The organism is Micromonospora narathiwatensis (assembly GCF_900089605.1).
Classification (GTDB): Bacteria; Actinomycetota; Actinomycetes; order Mycobacteriales; family Micromonosporaceae; genus Micromonospora; species Micromonospora narathiwatensis.
Genome location: NZ_LT594324.1, coordinates 1339308 through 1358421, shown reverse-complemented (window position 1 = coordinate 1358421; position 19114 = coordinate 1339308). Strand labels below are relative to the sequence as shown.

Genomic DNA, 19114 nt, shown 5'->3' with positions numbered 1-19114 from the left:
TGATGGTTCCGGACACCAGGATGAACCGGTGCGGACAGCTACGGAACGGACCGTCGGCGGACGACTCGCCCGGCTGGTCACCGAGGTGCTCGCACCGGGCGTCCTGGTCACCGCCATGCCGCTGGTGGTGGCGGCCCAGGTCAGTCACGACCCGTGGGAGTTCCTGGCGTGGGGCGGGACCGCGCTGCTGTTCTGCGCGGTCATCCCGGTCGGCGTGATCGTCCACGGCGTACGCCGGGGCCGGCTCAGTGACCGGCACGTCGGCGACCGTACGCAGCGGGCCCGTCCCCTGCTGACCGGCCTGGCCTCCGTGGCGGTGGGGATGGTCCTGCTCGCCGTGCTGCGCGCGCCGGCCGAACTGTTCGCCATGATCGTCGTCATCTTCGTGGTCGGCGCGGCCTGCACCCTGGTGAACCACTGGTGGAAGCTCAGCATCCACGCCGCCGTGGCCGCCGCCTCCACGGCCGTCCTGGTGCTGCTCTTCGGCCCCGCCCTGCACGTCGGCTGGCTGCTGGTGACCACGGTCGCCTGGTCACGGGTCGAGCTACGGGATCACACCTGGCCGCAGGTCGTCGCCGGTACGGTCGCCGGTGTCCCGCTCGCCGCCGGCACCTTCCTCGCCCTCACCTGAGCCCGTCGCTTCGTGGCACCGCCGCCGCAAGATCAGTTACGGTGGCGGAATGGGTAAGCCGACCCGCTGGGTGACCGAGACGAAGCCGGGGCACTCACAGTGGTACATCGACCGGTTCCGGCGACTCGCCGCCGAGGGAGCGGACCTGGCCGGCGAGGCGCGCCTGCTGGACGCGATGGTCCCGCCGGGCGCGCGGATCCTGGACGCCGGCTGCGGCACCGGCCGGGTCGGGGCCGAACTCGCCGCCCGTGGTCATCGCGTCGTCGGCGTGGATGCCGACCCGGCGCTGATCGGGGCGGCGCGGGCGGACCACCCCGGTCCGCGCTGGCTGGTCGCCGACCTGGCCGAGTTGGATCTGGCCGCCCAGGGCGAGCCGGAGCCGTTCGACGCCGCCGTGTGCGCCGGCAACGTGCTGGCGTTCGTCGCTCCGGGCACCGAGCGGGCGGTGCTGGCCCGGATCGCGGCGCACGTCCGCCCGGACGGGATCCTGGTGGTCGGCTTCGGCACCGACCGGGGCTATCCGCTCACCGAGTTCGACGCCGACGCGGTGTCGACGGGGCTCCACCTGGAGCACCGCTTCGCCACCTGGGACCTGCGTCCGTGGCGGGACGACGCCGATTTCGCGGTGACGGTGCTGCGTAAGCCCGTCGGCTGAGTCGCGCCGCACCCGCCGGCCGCCTCCGGCCCGGTCGCCGGATGCCGGGAACGAGGTCAGGCCGGGGCGGCGACCGTACGGGCGGCGGTCGGGTCGAGCGGGCTGCCGGCCGGCACCAGGCTGACCAGGCCCGCCGGCAGCCGGACCGGGCGTACGCCGGTGTAGCCGAGCATGCCGAGCACGTCCTCGCCGGCGAGCACGTACCGCCGGCCCAGGTCGGTGATGACGCAGAGCGCGCCGCCGCCGGCACCGGGCGCCGCCGTGGCCTCGACCACCGCGCCCCGGCCGGGCTCGACCACCACCTGGTCGGCGAGCCCGGCCCGGCCGGTCGCCGTGCGGGCGGCGGCGGAGAGGTCCGGCGGGGTGGCGCCCAGCCGGACGTCGCGTACGCGGGTGTCGTCGCCGACCCGGACGCAGAGCGCGCCGGCGTCCACGGTGGCCAGCCGGGGCGGCACGGCCGGCGGCGCGGTGGGCCCGGTCGGCACCCGGTCGGGAAGCTTGGGCAGGGCGGCGAAGCGACCGAGGGTGATCGGCTTCGGGTCGCCCTGGCCGGTCCGGGCGAGCAACAGCGCGGCCTGTAGCTCGGTGACGCCGGCCAGCCCGCCCCGCTCGGCCACCGCGTACTGGCGGCCGCCGCCGGAGTTGCGTACCAGATAGACGTCGCCGATGGTGGCGCCGGCGACCCGGTCGGAGGGCTCGCCGAGGTCGGGTACCCGGGGCGGGGCCAGGTCGGCGCCGGCCGGCACGGTGTTGAGCAGCGCCGGGGCCACCGGCACGGCGCGTTCTCGGGTCGCGGCCAGTGCGGCCAGCACCCGGTCGGTGTCGCGGAGCAGGTAGCGCCGATCGTGCCAGAGCAGGTGCAGGGCGCCGTCCGGGTGGCGCAGCAGCAGCCCCTGCTCGCCGAGGGGCCGCCCGCCGGTGGCGTCCCGCCCGATCAACAGGGCCGAACGCGCCTCCGTACGCCCCGCCTCGCCGGCGCCGACCGAGCAGACCGTCCACGCCCCGTCGACCAGCCGCCCGGGTGCCGGCAGCGAGTCCGGGGCGTCGGCGATGCCGAGTGGCAGTCCGCGCGGCACCCCGTCGATGGAGCGGCGGGACACCAGGACCGTCCTGGGCCGTTCCGCCCCGATGATCAGCAGCGCGGAGGCGTAGTTGAGCACCGGGTGCAGCTTGTCCTCCCGGTAGACGAACCGCGCGCCGGACTCCTTCTCCACGATCACGGCGGTCGGGTCGCGCCAGGAGCTGCCACCGCCGGCGAAGAGGCCGTACAGGGCGACGCCGCCGAGCGCGATCACGGCGACCAGCACACTGGTTAGGCCCGCGCCGGCCAGCCGCCGGAACGGTGACTGCGCGGGGTCGGTCTCCCGCATCACCAGCGCGGCGACCGCCCGCTGGACGGTGAACTGGTACGAGTGGAGCTGGTCCTGCCGCGACGGCATCGGGTCCCTTCCGGTGGATCGTCGGGGCACAGGATAAGCGCTCCGTCGATGGCCCGTGGACCCTCCGTGGCCGGGAAGTGCCCCGATCGCCGCGGCGGCGGAGCGAGGTGGCGGAGCGGGTACCCCGGGGGGCATGCTGGGGGCAGGAGGTAACGCGATGAAGCTTCGGCCCGAAATGACCAACGAGGCGCTGACCCGGCTCAAGCGCGCCCGGGGTCAGCTCAACGCCGTCATCGAGATGATGGAGAACGGCGAGGACTGCCGGGCGGCGCTGACCCAGCTCGCCGCCGTGTCGAAGGCGATCGACCGCGCCGGATTCAAGATCATCGCCTCTGGGATGCGGCACTGCGGCGCCGCCCGCGACCAGGGCGAGGAGCCGGAGATGACCGAGGAGGAGTTGGAGAAGCTCTTCCTCGCCCTGGCCTGACCGCACGATCCGCCGCCCGCGCCGCCTGATCGCGGCACGGGCGGGTAAACACGCCCGTGGACCCGGACGCCGCCACGCTGCGTGAGCTGATCGACTCCGGGCGGTCCCCCCGCCTGCTCGACGTGCGCACCCCGGCCGAGTTCGAGACGGCGCACATCCCCGGCGCCTACAACGTCCCGCTGGACCTGCTCCGCGAGCATCGCGACGAGCTGCGCAACCACCTGGCCGAGGACGTGGTGCTGATCTGCCGCTCCGGCGTCCGCGCCGGTCAGGCCGGACAGGCCCTCGCCGGGGCCGGCCCGCCCAACCTCACCGTCCTGGACGGCGGCATGCTGGCGAGGCAGGCCACGGCCGCGCCGGTCACGCAGGGCCGGCGGCGCTGGGACGTGGAGCGTCAGGTCCGGCTCGTCGCCGGCTCGATCGTGCTGCTCAGCGTCCTCGGCTCGGGGTTCGTACCGGGGCTGAAGTGGGTCGTCGGGTTCATCGGCGCCGGGCTGACCTTCGCGGCGGTGAGCAACACCTGCGCGATGGGCATGCTGCTGAGCAGGCTGCCGTACAACCGGGGCGCGAGCTGCGACCTGGACACTCGTCGGCCAGCTGACCGGTTCCCGGTCATGACCGTGGCGGTCGGGCTCACCGTCGGGCTGGCCGTGCTGATCGGCGCCAGCCTCGGCCTGCTCGGCGGCGGCGGGTCCATCCTCGCCGTGCCGCTGCTGGTCTACGTCGCCGGGCTGCCCGCGAAGGAGGCCATCGCGACGTCCCTGCTCGTCGTCGGCGTCACCAGCGCCGTGGCCCTGCTGCCGCACGCCCGGGCGGGGCGGGTCCGCTGGCGTACCGGGCTGATCTTCGGCGTCGCGGGGATGACCGGCGCGTACGCGGGCGGCCGGCTGGCCGGGTACGTCCCGTCGGCGTACCTGCTCACCGGGTTCGCGCTCATGATGCTGGCCACCGCGGTCGCCATGATCCGGGGCCGGCGGGCCGGCCGGCTCCGCGCGAGCTGCCGGTGCTCCGGGTGATCCTGGACGGGATCGTGGTCGGGCTGGTGACCGGGTTGGTCGGCGCCGGCGGCGGCTTCCTGGTGGTGCCCGCCCTGACCCTGCTCGGCGGGCTGCCGATGCCGATCGCGGTCGGCACCTCGCTGGTGGTCATCGCCCTGAAGTCCTTCGCCGGACTGGCCGGCTACCTGTCCACCGTGAGCATCGACTGGGGCCTGGCGATCGCGGTCACGGTCGCCGCCGTCGCCGGCAGCGTCCTGGGCGGTCGGCTCGCCGGGCGCGTGCCGGCGGACCTGCTGCGCCGGGCGTTCGACTGGTTCGTCGTGGTGATGGGCGTCTTCGTCCTCGCCCAGCAACTCCCCACGGAGTGGGGACTGGCGGTGGCCGCCGTGGGAGCGCTTGCAGCGGCCGGTACGGTCACGGTGGCGGCGGTGCGACGCCGCCGAAGGGAGAGACACCGTGGACAGCAGCGCCTGGGACGCGCGGTACGCCGACACGCCGGATCTGGTGTGGGGCGTTGAGCCGAACCGGTTCGTCGTCGAGGCGGTCGAGGGGCTCACCCCCGGCAGCGCGCTCGACCTGGCGGCCGGCGAGGGACGCAACGCGGTCTGGCTGGCCGAGCACGACTGGCGGGTCACCGCGGTGGACTTCTCGCCGGTGGCCGTCGCCCGGGGGCGCGAACTGGCCGCACACCGGGGCGTACCGGTCGAGTGGCGGGTCGCGGACGTCACCGCGTACCGGCCGGTGCCCGGCAGCTACGACCTGGTCCTGATCAGCTACCTGCACCTGCCCGCCGAGGAACTGGCCGGGGTGCTCGACTCGGCGCGGCGCGCGCTGCGCCCCGGTGGCACCCTGGTCGTCGTCGGCCACGACCTCGCCAACCTCACCGGCGGTATCGGCGGCCCGCAGGACCCGAGGATCCTGCTCACCCCGGAGGCCGTGGTCGACGGGCTCGCCGGGCTGCGGATCCGCCGGGCCGAGACCACCCGCCGGCCGGTGCCCACCGCCGACGGCGGCAGCACCGACGCCCTCGACACGCTCGTCGTCGCCGCCCGACCGGTCGGCTGACCCGCCCCGCGCCCGACCGGTCGACTGACCCGCCCCGCCGCCGGGGCGTGGTGAGGCTCCCGTCGTCAGGGACGGCCCGGTCCGGGCCGCGCGGCCCGGCCGACGGCCGTCGGGTTGCCCGCTTCACGGGCGCAGGATCAGCCGGATCGGGTTGCCCTGCTTGTCGTGCACCCGGCGCACCGCCTCCGGCGCGTCGGCGAGCGCCAGCACGTCGCTGACCGACGCGGACAGATCGAGCCGGCCCAGCCCGGTGAGCGTCACCAACTGCCCGACGTGCTCGGCCTCCGAGCCGTAGTGGCCGAGCACCGCCTGCCGGTTGTAGCTGAACCGGCTGTCCGACGGGATGCTGATCGGCTGGTTGGCGATGCCGGCGAGCACCAGCCGGCCGTGCCGGCCGAGCACGGTCATGGCCTGCTCGCGGACCGCGTTGACGCCGGCGAAGTCGAACGCGACGTCCAGCCCTCGGGTGCCGGTCAGCTCCAGCACGGCGTCCTTGAATCCGTCGTCCTTCGGGTCGAGGGCCACGTCCGCGCCGAAGGCGATCGCCCGGTCCCGGGCCGCCGGCAGCGGATCCACCGCGATCACCGGGGCCGCGCCGACCAGCAGCAGCAACTGCACCGCGTGCGCGCCCAACCCGCCGACGCCCCACACCCCGGCCGCCTCGGCCGGCCGTACCCGCGCGGTGTCGGTCACCGCCGCCCACGGCGTGGAGACCGCGTCCGGGATGATGCAGGCCTGCTCGAACGGGAGCAGGTCCGGGACGGGGACCAGGGTGTCCTCGCGGGCCAGGGCGTACTCGGCCCAGCCGCCGTCGTAGTCGACGCCGCGGGTGAGCACGAGACCGAACCGGTCCCGCTCCCCCGCCTGGAGCAGCACCCGCTGGCCCGGCTGCCAGCCCCGTACCCCTTCGCCGAGCGCGTCCACGGTGCCCGCGACCTCGTGCCCGAGGGTCACCACGTCGCCCGACAGGTACAGCGGGCTGAGGGTGCCGTCGATCAGGTGCACGTCCGACAGGCACACCCCGGCGGCGGCGACCCGGATCCGCACCTGCCCGCGCCCCGGCTCGGGCACCGGCACCGTCTCCATCCGCAACGCCCGCTCGGCCACGTGCAGCCGCCCGGCCAGCATCTCCGCCACGCCCGCTCCCCTCTCCGACGTCCTCGACCGGCGACGGGTCCAGGTCGCCGCGCGGCGGTAGGCGTACCCGAGGTGGGGCGAGCGATGCCGCCGCCGGCGAAAAACGGCTGAGCAACGCGGATGACCCGGCCGCGGGACGGCGGACCGGTAGCATCCGGTCACGGACCGGCGGAGAGGACCACCGCGGTGGCGGCTCGATTCGAGGAACTGGCCTGGCGGGAGACCCCGATCGGCGAGATCAGCCTGCGCCGGCGCCGCGACCCGTCGCTCGACGTCGACGTGTACGAGGTGAAACTCGACGACGAGTTCCTGATGTCCAGCCTGTTCCCGGTCGCGGAGATCGAACTCGCCCGGCTCGGGCTCGCGCCGCTGACCGGGGACGCCCTGGACGTGGTGGTGGGCGGTCTCGGGCTCGGCTACACCGCGCGGACCGCGCTGGAGGATCCCCGGGTGCGCTCGATGCTGGTGGTCGAGGCGATCGAGGACGTGATCGACTGGCACCGGCGGGACCTGCTGCCGTTCACCGCCGGGCTGGCCGCCGATCCGCGTACCCGGTTCGTGCGGGCCGACTTCTTCGCGGCCGTCGCCGGCGGCGCCGGCCTCGACCCCGAGTCACCGGGCCGGCGGTTCCACGCGGTGCTGCTCGACGTGGACCACTCGCCCCGCCAGGTGCTGCACCCGAGCCACGCCGCCTTCTACACCGTGGACGGGCTGCGCCGGCTCGCCGCGCTGCTGCACTCCGACGGCGTCTTCGCGCTCTGGTCCAACGACCCGCCCGACTCGGCGTTCCAGCGGGTGCTGACCGAGGTGTTTCCGACCTCGGTGGCGCACGTCGTCCGCTTCCCCAACCCGCTGCAGGGTCGGGAGGCCGCGAACACCGTCTACGTGGCCCGGCACTGACCGGAACCGACCGCGCGGGCGGCTCCCGGTCGGTCGACCGGGAGCCGCGCGCGGTGGGAATGCCGCCGACGCCGGTGGTGACCGGCCCCGGCCTCAGCGGGCGTCGACGGTGAACGGGACGGTGATCACGTGGCCGTCGGCGAGGCGGAACTGGCCCCAGAGCCGGTAGCGGCCCGGGTGGGGGAAGTCGACGTGCAGGTCGAGATCCGGCCCGTACGTCTGCCCCGGCAGGGCGAACACCGGCCGGCCGTCGGCGTCCTCGGTCTCGGCGTGCTCGTGGGCGAAGCTGTCCCCCGCCGCCGACATGATCACCACGTGCCCGGCGGCGGCTAGGTACGGCCGCAGCCCGCTCAGCGGCCGGCCGGTGACCGCGTCGGCGAAGCGGTAGGTGAAGCCGCTCCGGCCGACCCTCGCGGTCCCGTCCAGGGTCACCCCTACGCCGTCGACGACCTGCTGCCGCCCGGAGACCGTCGGCGGCTGGTGGATGACGTCGGCCGGGTCGCCGACCGCCACCTCGTGCCGTCGCAGCACGTCGGTCAGCTCACCCTTGCGACGGAACTCGGTGTGCACGACGTACCGGCCGGTGGTGGGGAAGGTGAGCGTGACGTCGAACTCGCCGGGCCGGCCCGCCGGCCGCGGGTGGACGTGCGCGAAGCTGGCCAGGTCGTCGCGGACGACGATCAGGTGCATCCACGCCTCGTGGCTGCGACCGATGTCGCGTACCGGCCGTCCGGTCGCCGCGTCGGTGACCCGGATCCGTACGGTGGCGGGTCGGCCGGGCAGCACCTCGGCGGGCATCCGGAGGTCGACCCGGAGCCCGGCCTCCTCGGCGGGCACCGGTTCGGTCTCGGCGGTCATCATGGTGCTCATCGCCGGCCGCATCGGCATGCCGGTGCCCTGCGTCCAGGCCAGTACCCCGTTCATGCCGCGCGCGGCGGCGTCGGTACGGCTCAGCGCGGTGAAGCCGGCGCCCACGGCGAGCGCGAGCGCGGCCACCCCGGCCAGGTACGCCCACTCGCCGACCCGGGCGACCAGCCGGGGCCGCAGCGCGGCGGCGGTCTCCGGCCGGCGGAAGCGGCGCAGCCGCAGCGCGTTGGTGACCACGCTGACCGAGCTCATCGCCATCGCGGCGGCGGCCAGCGACGGGTCGAGCAGCAGCCCCCAGGCCGGGTAGAGCACCCCGGCGGCCACCGGGATGAGCAGCACGTTGTAGCCGAACGCCCAGCCCAGCCCCTGCTTGATGGTGGTGACCGTACGGCGGGACAGCGCGATGGCCGAGACGATGCCGCGCAGGTCGCCACCGACCAGGGTGATGTCGGAGGCGGCGATGGCCACGTCGGTGCCGGTGCCGATGGCGATGCCCAGGTCCGCCCCGGCCAGGGCGGGCGCGTCGTTGATGCCGTCGCCGACCATCGCCACCACCGCGCCCCGCTCCCGCAGGGCCGCGACCCGGCCGGCCTTCTCCTCGGGCCGGACCTCGGCGATCACCTGCTCGATGCCGACCTCGCGGGCGACCACCTCGGCGGTGACCCGGTTGTCGCCGGTCAGCATCCACACGTCCAGGCCGAGCGCCCGGAGCTGGGCGACCGCCTCGGCGGCCTCGGGCCGTACGGTGTCGGCGACCCCGACCACGCCGGCGAGCCGGCCGTCGAGGGCCACGTGCACCGGGGTGCCGCCGCGCGCCGCCACCTCGGCCGCCGCGCCCGACAGCGGCGCGACGTCGACACCGTGGCGGCGCAGCAGCGCCGGGTTGCCGATCAGCACCCGCCGGCCGGCCACCTCCGCCTCGACGCCGTGCCCGGGCACCGCCGCGAACGAGTCCGCCGCCGGGACGGCGAGGTCGCGGGCGCGGGCGTGCCGGACGATCGCCTCGCCGAGCGGGTGCTCGGAGCCGATCTCGGCCGCCGCCGCGTACGCCAGCAGCCGGTCGGCGTCGACGCCGTCGGCGGGGTGCACCACGGTGACGTCGGGACGGCCGCGGGTGAGGGTGCCGGTCTTGTCCAGCACCACGGTGGTGATCCGCCGGGCCTGTTCGAGGGCGTCGCCGCCGGAGATGAGGATGCCCAGTTCGGCGGCCTTGCCGGTGCCGACCATGATCGCGGTCGGGGTGGCCAGGCCGAGCGCGCAGGGGCAGGCGATGATGAGCACCGCGATCGCGGTCCCGATGCCGAAGGTCAGCCGCCCGCCGTCGGGTCCGGCGACCGCCCAGACGGCGAAGGTGAGCAGGGCCAGCCCGATCACCGCCGGGACGAACCAGCCGGAGACCGTGTCGACCAGCCGCTGCATCGGCGCTTTGGCGCCCTGGGCCTCGCGGACCAGCCGGACGATCTGGGCGAGGGTGGTGTCCGGCCCGACCGCGGTGGCGCGGAGCACCACCGAGCCGGTCCGGTTGACGGTCGAGCCGATGACCACATCCCCGACCGTCTTCGACACCGGCATGCTCTCGCCGGTCAGCATGCTCTCGTCCACCGTGGACGCGCCCTCGGTGACCGTGCCGTCCACCGGCACCTTCTCGCCCGGACGGACCCGGACCAGATCGCCGACGACGACCGCGTCGACCGGCACCTCGGTCTCGACGCCGTCGCGCAGCACCCGGGCGGTCCGGGGCCGCAGCCCGAGCAGCGCGCCGATCGCCGCGCCGGTCTGCCGCCGGGCCCGGGCCTCCATCCACCGGCCGGTCAGCACCAGCGCGACGACCACCACGGAGATCTCGAAGTAGACGTGCAGCGGCAGGCCGAGCCGTTCGGCCGCCGCCGGCCAGAGCGTGACGAAGGCGCTGTAGGCGTACGCGACGGTGGTGCCGAGGGCGACCAGGGTGTGCATGTTGACGCCGCCGTGCCGGGCCGCCGCCCAGGCCGCCCGGTAGAACGGCCGCGCGGCTCCGAACTGCACCACGGTCGCGACGACCAGCAGCGCCGGCATCAGCCAGTCCATCGCGTCGATGGGCAGCGGCAGGTACATCAGCACCATCATCGCCAGACCGGTGGCCAGGGTGAGCTGCCAGATCCGCCTGAGCCGGGTGACCTCCCGTTCCTCGGCCCGGACCCGCTCGGCGTCGGCCGTGTCCGGGGCCTCCGGCGCGCCCGCCGGCCCGCGCGGCCCGTCGGCGGGGACGCTGGCCGTGTAGCCGGCGCGCCCCACCGCCGTGGTCAGCGCCGGCAGGCTCACCCGGGCCGGGTCGTAGACCACGGTCGCCGTCTCGGTGGCCAGGTTGACCTCGGCCCGCTCGACGCCGTCCACCCGGCTCAGCGCCCGCTCCACCCGCCGTACGCAGGACGCACAGGTCATCCCGCCGATGTCCAGCGTGCCGGAGACGACCGTCGGTGTCGTCATCGCACTGCTCCTCTCGTACCGGGCGTCGCAGGCGCCCGCTCGTCCGGCCGTCGTCGCCGGCCGGTGACGCCACGCTCCCGGCCGCCGCTGTCCGCCCGCTGTCCGCGCCCCGTCGGGGGTACGCGACAGGGCGTGGACAGCGCCCGCCGGCACGGTTCGAGCTGCCGGGCCGCCACCGCGGTGGCCCACCGAACGAAGGAGCGAACCGTGCACCAGCTCGTGCTCTCCGTGCCGAACATCAGCTGTGGCCGCTGCGTCGAGGCCATCCAGGAGGAGGTCGGCCTGGTCGCCGGGGTCCACGCCGTGACGGTGGACCTGGCGACCCGCACCGTCCGGGTCGACGGCGACGCCGACCGGGCCGCGGTCGTGGCGGCCATCGCCGAGGCCGGCCACCAGGTCGCCTGACCGGGACCAGGGAGGCGGACCGATGGAGCTGGACACCGTGGTCGTCGGCGGCGGTCAGGCCGGGCTGGCGCTCGGCCACCACCTGCGCCGCGCCGGCGTACCCTTCGCGATCCTCGACGCGTACGCCCGGGTGGGCGACGCCTGGCGGCAACGCTGGGACTCGCTGACCCTGTTCACCCCGCGCCGGTTCTCCGCCCTGCCGGGCCTGCCGTTCCCCGGCGACCCGGACGGGCACCCCGGCAAGGACGAGGTGGCCGACTACCTCGCCACGTACGCCGCGCACTTCGACCTGCCGGTCCGGCTCGGCTGCCGGGTCACCTCGGTCCGCCCCGGTACGGCGGGTGGGTTCACCGTCGACACGTCGACCGGTACGCTGCGCGCCCGGCGCGTGGTGGTGGCGGCCGGGGCGTTCCACACGCCCTGGGTGCCGGAGGTGAGCGACCGGCTCGCCCCGGGCGTCACCCAGCTGCACAGCAGCGCGTACCGGAACCCGGAGCAGCTGCCCGGCCCGGTCGTGGCGGTGGTCGGCGGTGGCAACACCGGCGTGCAGATCGCCGCCGAACTCGCCGACCACGGACGGCGGGTGGTGCTCGCCGCCCCGGCCATCGGCCCGGTGCTGCCGCAGCGGTGGCTGGGTCGGGACATCTTCTGGTGGTTCTCCCGGCTGGGCACCATGCGACTGAGCGCCGAGAGCCGGCTGGGCGGGCGGATCGCGGCCCAGAACCCGATCATCGGCACCGACGTGACCGGGCTGCTGCGGCGGGTCGACCGGGTCGGCCGGGTGGTGGATGTCGAGGGGGACGCCCTGCTGCTGGCCGACGGCGGACGCCGGCGGGTGGACGCGGTGGTCTGGGCCACCGGATTCCGCCCGCGCTACCCCTGGCTGGAGGTGCCGGTGCTGGACCCGTCCGGCGCGCCCGTCCAGCGGGAGGGCGTGACCGACTGGCCGGGGCTGTACTTCCTGGGTCTGCCCTGGCAGCGCACCCGCGGCTCGGCGGTGCTGGGCTGGGTCGGCCGGGACGCCGAGGTGCTGGCCGCCCGGCTGGCCGAGGACCGGCGGCTGCCGGCACCGGCGTCGGCCGTCGCGGCCTGACCCGGCTCCACACGCCGGTTTCTCGGCGGCCGGCGCCGCAGTCGGCTGGTGGGCGCTCCGCCGTTCGGTCGGGTCGGCCGAGGTTGATCGGGACGTACCATGGGGCCCGCCCGGGCAGCCGCCGGGCGATCGGGGCGGGCCCAGGGCCGACGCCGCAGCGGGCGGGAGTGCGATGAGCCGGGACAGCGGGCCGGTGGTGAGCTTCGGGGTGCTCGGCACCGTCGAGCTCCGGGTGGCCGACCGCCCCGCCACGCCGCTCGCCCCGGCGCTCCGGGCGCTGCTGGCCCGGCTGGTCCTCGCCCCGGGCCGGGTGGTCTCCGCCGACGCGCTGGCCGACGCGCTCTGGGGCGACCAGCCCCCGGCCGACGCCACGAACGCGCTGCAACTGCGGGTGTCCAAGCTGCGCCGGGCCCTGGTCAGCGCCGGGGCGGACGGCGACCTGCTGGTCACCCGCGCCCCCGGCTACCAGCTCGCCGTCGCGTCCGACGCGGTGGACGCGTACCGCTTCGAACGGCTGCTGGAACGGGCCCGTACCGCGACCACCGCCGACGGGCCCGCCGCGGCCCTGGCCTGCTACGACGAGGCGCTGCGGCTGTGGCGCGGGCCGGCCCTGGCCGACGTCGGCGACGCCGACTGGGCGCTGGCCGAGACCGCCCGCCTGGCGGAGCTGCGCCTGGGCGCGGTGGAGGACCGGCTGGAGCTGCTGCTGGCGGCCGGCCGGCAGGCCGAGGCGGTCGCCGACCTGGAACACCTGGTCGTCGCCCACCCGCTGCGCGAACGGCTGCACCGGCTGCTGATGCTGGCGCTCTACCGGGGCGGGCGGCAGGCGGAGGCGATCACCGCGTACCACGCGCTGCGCCACCGCCTCGCCGACGAGCTGGGCATCGACCCCGCGCCCGAACTCCAGGCGCTCGCCGAGGCGATCCTGCGCCAGCAGGTGCCCGCGCCGGCGGCCACCCCGCCGCCGGCGCGGCCGGCCGGCCCGCCCGCCGCTCCCCCGGCGCCGGTCCCCGATCCGCCGCGGCGCGGCGACCTGCCCCGCCGGCTCTCGTCGGTCGTCGGCCGCCAGGACGACGTGCACCGGGTGCTGGACCGGCTGCGCGAGGCGCGGGTGGTGACGCTGACCGGCCCGGGCGGCGTCGGCAAGACCACCCTGGCGCTGGAGGCGGTCCGCCACGCCGACGACACCCTGGCCGACCGGGTGCACCTGGTACGCTTGTCCGCCGTGCCGGCCGGGACCGATCTCCCCGAGGCGGTCGCCGGCCAGCTCAACGTGGCCACCGGCGGGCCGGGACCGGCCGCGACCGAGGCGCTGGTCGCCTGGCTCGGCGCCGACCGGGCGCTGCTGCTCGTCGACAACTGCGAACACGTCGTCGACGAGGTGGCGGAACTGGTCGAGCGGCTGGTCGCGGCCTGCCCGGCGGTGACCGTGCTGACCACCAGCCGGGAGGCGCTCGCCGTACCCGGGGAGACGCAGCTCGCGGTGGCGCCGCTGGGCGTACCCGACGGCCCGGCCGATCTCGCGCGACTCGGCGACAGCCCGGCGGTGGCCCTGTTCGTCGACCGGGCGCGGGCGGTCCGCCCCGGGTTCGTCCTCGACGCGGCGACCGCGCCGATCGTGGCGGACATCTGCCGCCAGCTCGACGGCATGCCGCTGGCCATCGAGCTGGCCGCCGCCCGGGTGAAGGCGCTCCCGCCGGTGGAGATCGCGGCCCGGCTGCACGACCGCTTCGCGCTGCTCACGGCGGGAGCGCGGACCAGCGAGGCCCGGCACCGGACACTGCGGGCCACCCTCGACTGGAGCCACGACCTGCTGACCGAGGCCGAGCGCCGGCTGCTGCGCCGGCTGGCCGTGTTCCGGGGCGGCTGGGACCTGACCGCCGCCGAGCGGGTCTGCGCCTTCGCCGGCCTGGCCCCGGACGAGGTCCTCGACCTGCTCTTCCGCCTGGTCGACCGCTCCCTCGTGGTGCCCGACCCGGCAACCGGGCGGTTCCGACTGCTGGTCACCATCCGGGAGTACGCCGCCGCCCGGCTCGCCGAGGCCGGCGAGACCGCGACGGCCCGCGACCGGCACCTCACCCACTTCACCGAGCTGGCCGAACGGTACGGCCCGCACGTACGCGCCGACGCCGACGCCTGGTCCCGCATCAGCGACGAGCACGACAACTTCCGGGCCGCCGTCGACCGCTGCCTCGACCGGGCCGACGGGGTCGACGCCGGCCTGCGGCTGGCCGACGCGCTCTTCCGGTTCTGGAACTACGGCCCCCGGTACGAGGGGATCCGGGCGCTGACCGCGCTGCTCGCCACCGGCGAGGCCGCACCGGCCGCCCGGGCCGCCGCGCTGCAACGCATCGGCCTGCTCGGCGTCTACTACCCCACCGCGCAGACCCGGGCCGCCGCCCGGGAGAGCCTGGCCGAGTTCGAGCGGCTGGGCGATCGGGGCAACACCGCGACCTCGCGGCTCGTCGTCGCCTGGGAGGGCCAGTACGACGGCGACCCGGACGGGTACCGGGCGATGGTCGCCCAGGCCCGCCGCGAGATGGGCGACACCGACGACCTCTGGTGGCACGGGACGGTCTGCTACGTCGAGGCCCTGCTGGACCTGCGGGCCGGCGACTTCGCACGCTCCGCCGAGCAGTGGCGGCGCAGTCTCGACCTCACCCGACGGGCCGGGGACCGCCTCCTGCCGGCCGGGATCCTGGCGCACCTCGGCGTCGCGCTGCGCGAGGCGGGCCGGCCCGACGAGGCGATCGCCGTGCTGGAGGAGGCGGCGGCGGAGGCCCGGCGCAACCCGTCCCCGCACGCGCTGGCGTTCACCCTCGTCCAGCTGGCACACACCCGGCTGGACCGGGGCGAGGTCGAGGGCGTGCCGGCGATGCTCGCCGAGGCGGACGACACCGCCCGGCGTAGCGGAAACCCGCGCTGCCAGGCCTGGGCGGCCTGGGGCCGGGCCCGGATCGGGTACGCCGACGGCGACGCGGCCACCGCGGCCGACGAGTGCCGCCGGGCGGTGGAGCTGCTCGAAGAGCGGGAGTTCCCATGGGCCCGGCGTCGGCTCCGGTCGTTGACCGCCGAGGCGGCGGCCGCCTGCGGGCGTGGGCCTGCGGTCGACGCGACCCGGCGGACGACCGGTCTGGAGAACTCCGCGCGCTAGTCGGGGCGGCAGCATTCCGGGCCGGCGGGGCAGACCGCGAGGCCGGCCCGGCGCAGGGCGGCCGGATCGACCTCGCCGCCCACCCGTAGCAGGCCCGCGTCGCCGTCGAACTCCAGCGACACCACCCCGGGCAGGTCGCTCACCCGCCGGCTGAACACGCGCACGCACCGCCGGCAGATCCCGGGCGGCAGGACCACCGTCACCACCCACGTCCGGTCCGGGGCGGGTGCCGTCGGGTCGTTCCGTTCCACCATGCCGCCCAGCCTGTCCGTGGCCACTGGCGGCCGGCTGTCCGTCCGCTGTCCGGGCCGGCCGGATCGACGGCCAGCGTCCGGACAGCGCGGCCCGCGACTCTCCTCCTGTCACCGATCCGCACCGGACCGAGGAGTCGCCATGAACCACCTGCTCACCGCCGACCTGATCGAGCTGGAGCGCGCCGAGCTGGTCCGCCGGCTGCGCCGCGACCGGCACGCCGCCGCCGTACGGGCGGCGCGCGTCCCGCTCCGCCGCCGCACCGCCCGCTGAGCCACCTTCCATCGCACAGGAGATCCCCTGATGACCACCAGCACCGCTCGCAAGCCGACCCGCCCCGCCCCGACCACCGTCGCCGTGCAGGCCCGGGACGTCGTACGGACCTACGGGCGCGGCGCCGCCGCCGTCCGTGCCCTCGACGGGGCCACGGTGTCCATCCCGGCCGGCCGGTTCACCGCGATCATGGGTCCGTCCGGGTCCGGCAAGTCGACCCTCATGCACGCGCTGGCCGGCCTGGACACCGTCGACGGCGGGCAGATCCTGCTCGGCGGGACGGACCTCGGCCAGCTCGGCGAGCGGCAGCGCACCCTGCTGCGCCGGGACCGGGTCGGCTTCGTCTTCCAGTCCTTCAACCTGGTGCCGACCCTGACCGCGCGGGAGAACATCCTCCTGCCGCTCACCCTGGCCGGCCGCCGGCCCGACCCGGAGCGCCTGGCCCACCTGGTCACCACCCTCGGGCTGACCGACCGGATACGGCACCGACCCGGGGAACTCTCCGGCGGGCAGCAGCAGCGGGTCGCCGTGGCCCGGGCGCTGATCACCCGTCCCGAGATCGTGTTCGCCGACGAGCCGACCGGCAACCTGGACTCGCAGGCGGCCGAGGCGCTGCTCGACTTCCTGCGGCAGGCCGTGGACGACCTGGGGCAGACCATCGTGATGGTCACCCACGACCCGCACGCCGCCGCGTACGCCGACCGGGTGGTGTTCCTCGCCGACGGCCGGATCGACGGCGAACTCGACGCTCCGACCGCGCCGGCCATCCTGTCCCGCATGGCGCGCCTGTCCGCGCCCGCCACCACCGGAGCGAACTGACATGTGGCGCCTGACCCTGCGTACCACCCTGGCCCGCCGGGCCCGGCTGGCGCTGACCCTGCTCGCGGTCGTCCTCGGCGTCACCTTCGCCACCGGCGGCCTGGTCCTCACCGACACCTCCACCCGCCTGCTCGACGACCAGTTCCGCACCGCGACCGCCGGCGTCGACCTGACCGTGCGGGACGCGGTCGCCTTCGACTCCGCGATGGGCGTCGAGGTCGCCCGGGACCCGCTCCCGGCCGACCTGACGGCGCGGATCGCCACGGTGTCCGGGGTGGCCGCCGCCCGGCCGCAGGTCCGCGGCCAGGGCCTGCTGGAGGTGGACGGCACGGCGGTCGTGCCGAGCGGCACGTCCCTGCTGGCCTCCTGGACGCCCGCGCCGATGGGTTCGTTCACCATCCGCGCCGGCCGGCCCCCGGCGGCGGACGACGAGGTGGTCCTCGACGAGGACACCGCGCGCGGTCACCGCGTCCGGCTCGGCGACACCGTCACCGTCCGGGCGACCGACACCGCCCGGCTCCGGGTGGTCGGCCTGGCCGGTTTCGGTGACCGGGGCGGCCTGCCGAACAGCACCGTCGCCCTGGTCACCCTCCCGTCGGCGCAGCGCCTGCTCCGGCTCGGCACCGGCGTCTCCGAGGTGGCGGTCGTCGCCGCGCCCGGCGTCGCCCCCGACGAACTGCGCGACCGGATCGGCGCCGCCGTCGGCGTCGACTACGAGGTCGCCACGAGCCGGGACATCGCGGCTGCCGGCGCGGCGACCGTCCGCGACCAGCTGAGCTGGCTCCAGCTCGTGCTGCTCGCCCTGGCCGGCGCCGCGCTGCTGGTCGGCGCGTTCCTGATCGCCAACACGTTCTCCATCGTGGTCACCCAGCGGACCCGGGAACTCGCCCTGCTCCGGGCCGCCGGCGCGACCGGCGGGCAGGTGCTGCGCTCGGTGCTCGGCGAGGCGCTGCTGGTCGGGCTCACCGCCTCGACGGCCGGGCTCGCCCTCGGCGTCGCCGCCGCGACCGGCATTCGGAACCTGGCCCGGGTGTTCGGCGTACCGCTGCCGGCGGGCGGGCTGGTGCTGACGAGCCGTACCGTGCTGGTGGCCTTCGCGGTCGGCGTCCTCGTCACGGTCGGCTCGGCGGTCGGGCCGGCCCGGCGCGCGGCCGCGGTGGCACCGGTGGCGGCGCTGCGCCAGGCGGCCGCCGCCCGCACCGGGCGGATCCGGGCCGTCGCCGGCGCGCTGGCCGCCGCCGCGGGCCTGGCCGCGACCGCGGCGGTGCTCGCCGCGGACGCACCGGTCCCGCTGCTCGGCGTCGCGGCGCTGGGCGCCGTCGGCGGGCTCGCGCTGCTCGGACCGGCGATCACCCCCGCCCTGGTACGCCTCGTCGGCCGGCCGCTGGCCGCCGCCGGAGTGCCCGGCCGGCTGGCCACCGACTCGGCGGCCCGCACCCCGCGCCGCACCGCGGCGACCGCCCTGGCACTGGCCCTGGGACTCGCGCTGATCAGCTACGTGGCCGTCCTCGGCACCTCGGTCAAGAGTTCGGTGCGGCAGACCTACGCCGAGGTGATCACCGCCGACCACCTGGTGGAGAGCGCCCGCAACGAGATGCTCGGTGGCCTCTCCCCCGCCGTGTACGACCGGGTCAGCCGGCTGCCCGAGGTGGCCGTCGCGTCCCGGCTGCGCTACGGCCACTGGCGGGACGGGGACATGACCAACGCCCTCACCGCCGTGGACCCGGCGACGCTGCCCCGGGTGACGTCCCTGCACCTCACCGCGGGCAGCCTGGCGGCGCTTGACGGCGGCGGGATCGTGCTGGCCGAGCACGTGGCCCGGGACCGGGGCCTGGCCGTCGGGAACGACCTGTCCATGACGTTCTCCCGTACGGGCACCCGCACGCTGTCCGTCGTCGGGCTGCTGCGCGACGGGGACGCCCGGGCGCTGGCCACCGACTACCTCATCGCGCTGGACACCTTCGCCCGGAACTACAGCGAGGAGATGGACGCGAGCGTGCTGATCCGCACCGCCGACGGGACGGACCGGGCCGCCGCCGAGCGGGCGATCAAGGCGGCGCTCGCCGACACCCCGACCGCGCAGCTACGCGACCAGGCCGCCGCGGTGGCCGGCCGGACCCAGGCGATCGACCAGGTGCTCGGCCTGGTGACGGTGCTGCTGATGCTGGCCGTGCTGATCGCCCTGCTGGGCATCACCAACACCCTCGCCCTGTCGATCACCGAGCGCACCGCCGAGATCGGGCTGCTCCGCGCGGTGGGGATGACCCGCCGGCAGTTGGGCTGGATGATCCGGGCCGAGGCGGTGCTGGTCGCCGCGCTGGCCGGCGTACTGGGGATCGTGCTGGGGGTCGGCTTCGCCGCCGCCACGGTCCGCGCGCTGGGTCGGGACGCCCCGACGGTGCTGGCGGTGCCGACCGGCCGGCTGCTGGTGGTGCTGGCCGTCGCCCTCGCCGCCGGCCTGCTCGCCGGCCTGCTGCCCGCCCGCCGCGCCGCCCGGCTGGACGTCCTCGCCGCCATCGGAACCCCCTGACCC

At 76.1% G+C, this 19114-nt stretch carries 15 protein-coding genes and 2 pseudogenes; 13 read left to right on the top strand and 4 right to left on the bottom strand.

Going from position 1 to position 19114, the window contains the following annotated elements; all coding sequences use genetic code 11:
* Window positions 1–28 precede the first annotated feature (28 nt).
* The gene (locus tag GA0070621_RS06000; protein ID WP_091192214.1) at window positions 29–631 is read left to right on the top strand and encodes a phosphatase PAP2 family protein; all 603 of its coding nucleotides are present in this window, start codon (window positions 29–31) and stop codon (window positions 629–631) included.
* A 49-nt stretch (window positions 632–680) separates the two neighbouring features.
* Entirely contained in the window at window positions 681–1286 is a 606-nt protein-coding gene (locus tag GA0070621_RS05995; RefSeq protein ID WP_091192212.1) for a class I SAM-dependent methyltransferase, read from the top strand.
* A gap of 56 nt (window positions 1287–1342) precedes the next feature.
* Here GA0070621_RS05995 and eccB read toward each other — a convergent pair whose 3' ends face one another.
* On the bottom strand, window positions 1343–2725 hold the full coding sequence (gene eccB, locus GA0070621_RS05990) for a type VII secretion protein EccB (protein WP_091192211.1): 1383 nt from the start codon (window positions 2723–2725) through the stop codon (window positions 1343–1345).
* Window positions 2726–2882: 157 nt separating this feature from the next.
* On the opposite strand from eccB, the gene GA0070621_RS05985 reads away from it, so the two are divergent.
* The 4 genes and pseudogenes from GA0070621_RS05985 (at window position 2883) to GA0070621_RS05970 (ending at window position 5215) form a co-directional block, all read left to right on the top strand.
* Window positions 2883–3152 (top strand): metal-sensitive transcriptional regulator, encoded by a 270-nt coding sequence (locus GA0070621_RS05985; RefSeq protein WP_091192209.1) that lies wholly within the window; start codon window positions 2883–2885, stop codon window positions 3150–3152.
* 56 nt (window positions 3153–3208) lie between these two features.
* Window positions 3209–3770 (top strand): annotated as a pseudogene (locus GA0070621_RS30380) (rhodanese-like domain-containing protein).
* Window positions 3767–4668: pseudogene (locus tag GA0070621_RS30375) on the top strand (sulfite exporter TauE/SafE family protein). The pseudogenes GA0070621_RS30380 and GA0070621_RS30375 overlap by 4 nt, the downstream one beginning before the upstream one ends.
* Window positions 4607–5215 (top strand): class I SAM-dependent methyltransferase, encoded by a 609-nt coding sequence (locus GA0070621_RS05970; protein ID WP_091192208.1) that lies wholly within the window; start codon window positions 4607–4609, stop codon window positions 5213–5215. The pseudogene GA0070621_RS30375 and the gene GA0070621_RS05970 overlap by 62 nt, the downstream one beginning before the upstream one ends.
* Window positions 5216–5338: 123 nt before the next feature.
* On the opposite strand, the gene GA0070621_RS05965 is transcribed toward GA0070621_RS05970, so the two are convergent.
* Complete coding sequence (locus GA0070621_RS05965; RefSeq protein WP_197673989.1) at window positions 5339–6343, bottom strand: zinc-binding dehydrogenase; 1005 nt, start codon at window positions 6341–6343, stop codon at window positions 5339–5341.
* 195 nt (window positions 6344–6538) lie between these two features.
* Here GA0070621_RS05965 and GA0070621_RS05960 point away from each other — a divergent pair, with 195 nt between their 5' ends.
* On the top strand, window positions 6539–7252 hold the full coding sequence (locus tag GA0070621_RS05960) for a polyamine aminopropyltransferase (RefSeq protein ID WP_091192205.1): 714 nt from the start codon (window positions 6539–6541) through the stop codon (window positions 7250–7252).
* Window positions 7253–7345: 93 nt separating this feature from the next.
* Here GA0070621_RS05960 and GA0070621_RS05955 read toward each other — a convergent pair whose 3' ends face one another.
* Window positions 7346–10585 carry a heavy metal translocating P-type ATPase gene (locus GA0070621_RS05955; protein ID WP_091192203.1) on the bottom strand — a complete coding sequence of 1080 codons (3240 nt, stop codon included), beginning with the start codon at window positions 10583–10585 and terminating at the stop codon, window positions 7346–7348.
* Window positions 10586–10792: 207 nt separating this feature from the next.
* Here GA0070621_RS05955 and GA0070621_RS05950 point away from each other — a divergent pair, with 207 nt between their 5' ends.
* The 3 genes from GA0070621_RS05950 to GA0070621_RS05940 all read left to right on the top strand — a co-directional run bounded on the left by GA0070621_RS05950 (window position 10793) and on the right by GA0070621_RS05940 (window position 15237).
* Entirely contained in the window at window positions 10793–10990 is a 198-nt protein-coding gene (locus GA0070621_RS05950; protein WP_091202065.1) for a heavy-metal-associated domain-containing protein, read from the top strand.
* A gap of 22 nt (window positions 10991–11012) precedes the next feature.
* Window positions 11013–12083, top strand: a complete 1071-nt coding sequence (locus GA0070621_RS05945; RefSeq protein WP_091192201.1) for a flavin-containing monooxygenase — start codon at window positions 11013–11015, stop codon at window positions 12081–12083.
* Window positions 12084–12255: 172 nt separating this feature from the next.
* Window positions 12256–15237: a BTAD domain-containing putative transcriptional regulator gene (locus GA0070621_RS05940; RefSeq protein ID WP_091192200.1), complete on the top strand. Its 2982-nt coding sequence runs from the start codon at window positions 12256–12258 to the stop codon at window positions 15235–15237.
* Here GA0070621_RS05940 and GA0070621_RS05935 read toward each other — a convergent pair.
* Window positions 15234–15491: a heavy-metal-associated domain-containing protein gene (locus GA0070621_RS05935; protein WP_157739869.1), complete on the bottom strand. Its 258-nt coding sequence runs from the start codon at window positions 15489–15491 to the stop codon at window positions 15234–15236. The genes GA0070621_RS05940 and GA0070621_RS05935 overlap by 4 nt on opposite strands.
* 139 nt (window positions 15492–15630) lie before the next feature.
* On the opposite strand from GA0070621_RS05935, the gene GA0070621_RS31070 reads away from it, so the two are divergent.
* Genes GA0070621_RS31070 through GA0070621_RS05925 form a run of 3 tightly spaced genes read left to right on the top strand, consistent with a single transcriptional unit; the run spans window position 15631 to window position 19111 of the window.
* Window positions 15631–15762, top strand: coding sequence for a hypothetical protein (locus tag GA0070621_RS31070; RefSeq protein WP_269455434.1), 132 nt, complete (start codon window positions 15631–15633; stop codon window positions 15760–15762).
* 30 nt (window positions 15763–15792) lie between these two features.
* The gene (locus GA0070621_RS05930) at window positions 15793–16581 is read left to right on the top strand and encodes an ABC transporter ATP-binding protein (RefSeq protein ID WP_091192197.1); all 789 of its coding nucleotides are present in this window, start codon (window positions 15793–15795) and stop codon (window positions 16579–16581) included.
* Window position 16582: 1 nt separating this feature from the next.
* Window positions 16583–19111: an FtsX-like permease family protein gene (locus GA0070621_RS05925; RefSeq protein WP_091192196.1), complete on the top strand. Its 2529-nt coding sequence runs from the start codon at window positions 16583–16585 to the stop codon at window positions 19109–19111.
* The last annotated feature ends 3 nt before the right edge of the window (window positions 19112–19114 follow it).

What these genes read in the sequence shown, in the direction of transcription:
- GA0070621_RS05995 (WP_091192212.1), top strand. Translation starts at nt 681, where the DNA reads ATGGGTAAGCCGACCCGCTGGGTGACCGAGACGAAGCCGGGGCACTCA.
- eccB (WP_091192211.1), bottom strand. Translation starts at nt 2,725, where the DNA reads ATGCCGTCGCGGCAGGACCAGCTCCACTCGTACCAGTTCACCGTCCAG.
- GA0070621_RS05985 (WP_091192209.1), top strand. Translation starts at nt 2,883, where the DNA reads ATGAAGCTTCGGCCCGAAATGACCAACGAGGCGCTGACCCGGCTCAAG.
- GA0070621_RS05965 (WP_197673989.1), bottom strand. Translation starts at nt 6,343, where the DNA reads ATGCTGGCCGGGCGGCTGCACGTGGCCGAGCGGGCGTTGCGGATGGAG.
- GA0070621_RS05955 (WP_091192203.1), bottom strand. Translation starts at nt 10,585, where the DNA reads ATGACGACACCGACGGTCGTCTCCGGCACGCTGGACATCGGCGGGATG.
- GA0070621_RS05945 (WP_091192201.1), top strand. Translation starts at nt 11,013, where the DNA reads ATGGAGCTGGACACCGTGGTCGTCGGCGGCGGTCAGGCCGGGCTGGCG.
- GA0070621_RS05940 (WP_091192200.1), top strand. Translation starts at nt 12,256, where the DNA reads ATGAGCCGGGACAGCGGGCCGGTGGTGAGCTTCGGGGTGCTCGGCACC.
- GA0070621_RS05935 (WP_157739869.1), bottom strand. Translation starts at nt 15,491, where the DNA reads ATGGTGGAACGGAACGACCCGACGGCACCCGCCCCGGACCGGACGTGG.
- GA0070621_RS31070 (WP_269455434.1), top strand. Translation starts at nt 15,631, where the DNA reads ATGAACCACCTGCTCACCGCCGACCTGATCGAGCTGGAGCGCGCCGAG.
- GA0070621_RS05930 (WP_091192197.1), top strand. Translation starts at nt 15,793, where the DNA reads ATGACCACCAGCACCGCTCGCAAGCCGACCCGCCCCGCCCCGACCACC.
- GA0070621_RS05925 (WP_091192196.1), top strand. Translation starts at nt 16,583, where the DNA reads ATGTGGCGCCTGACCCTGCGTACCACCCTGGCCCGCCGGGCCCGGCTG.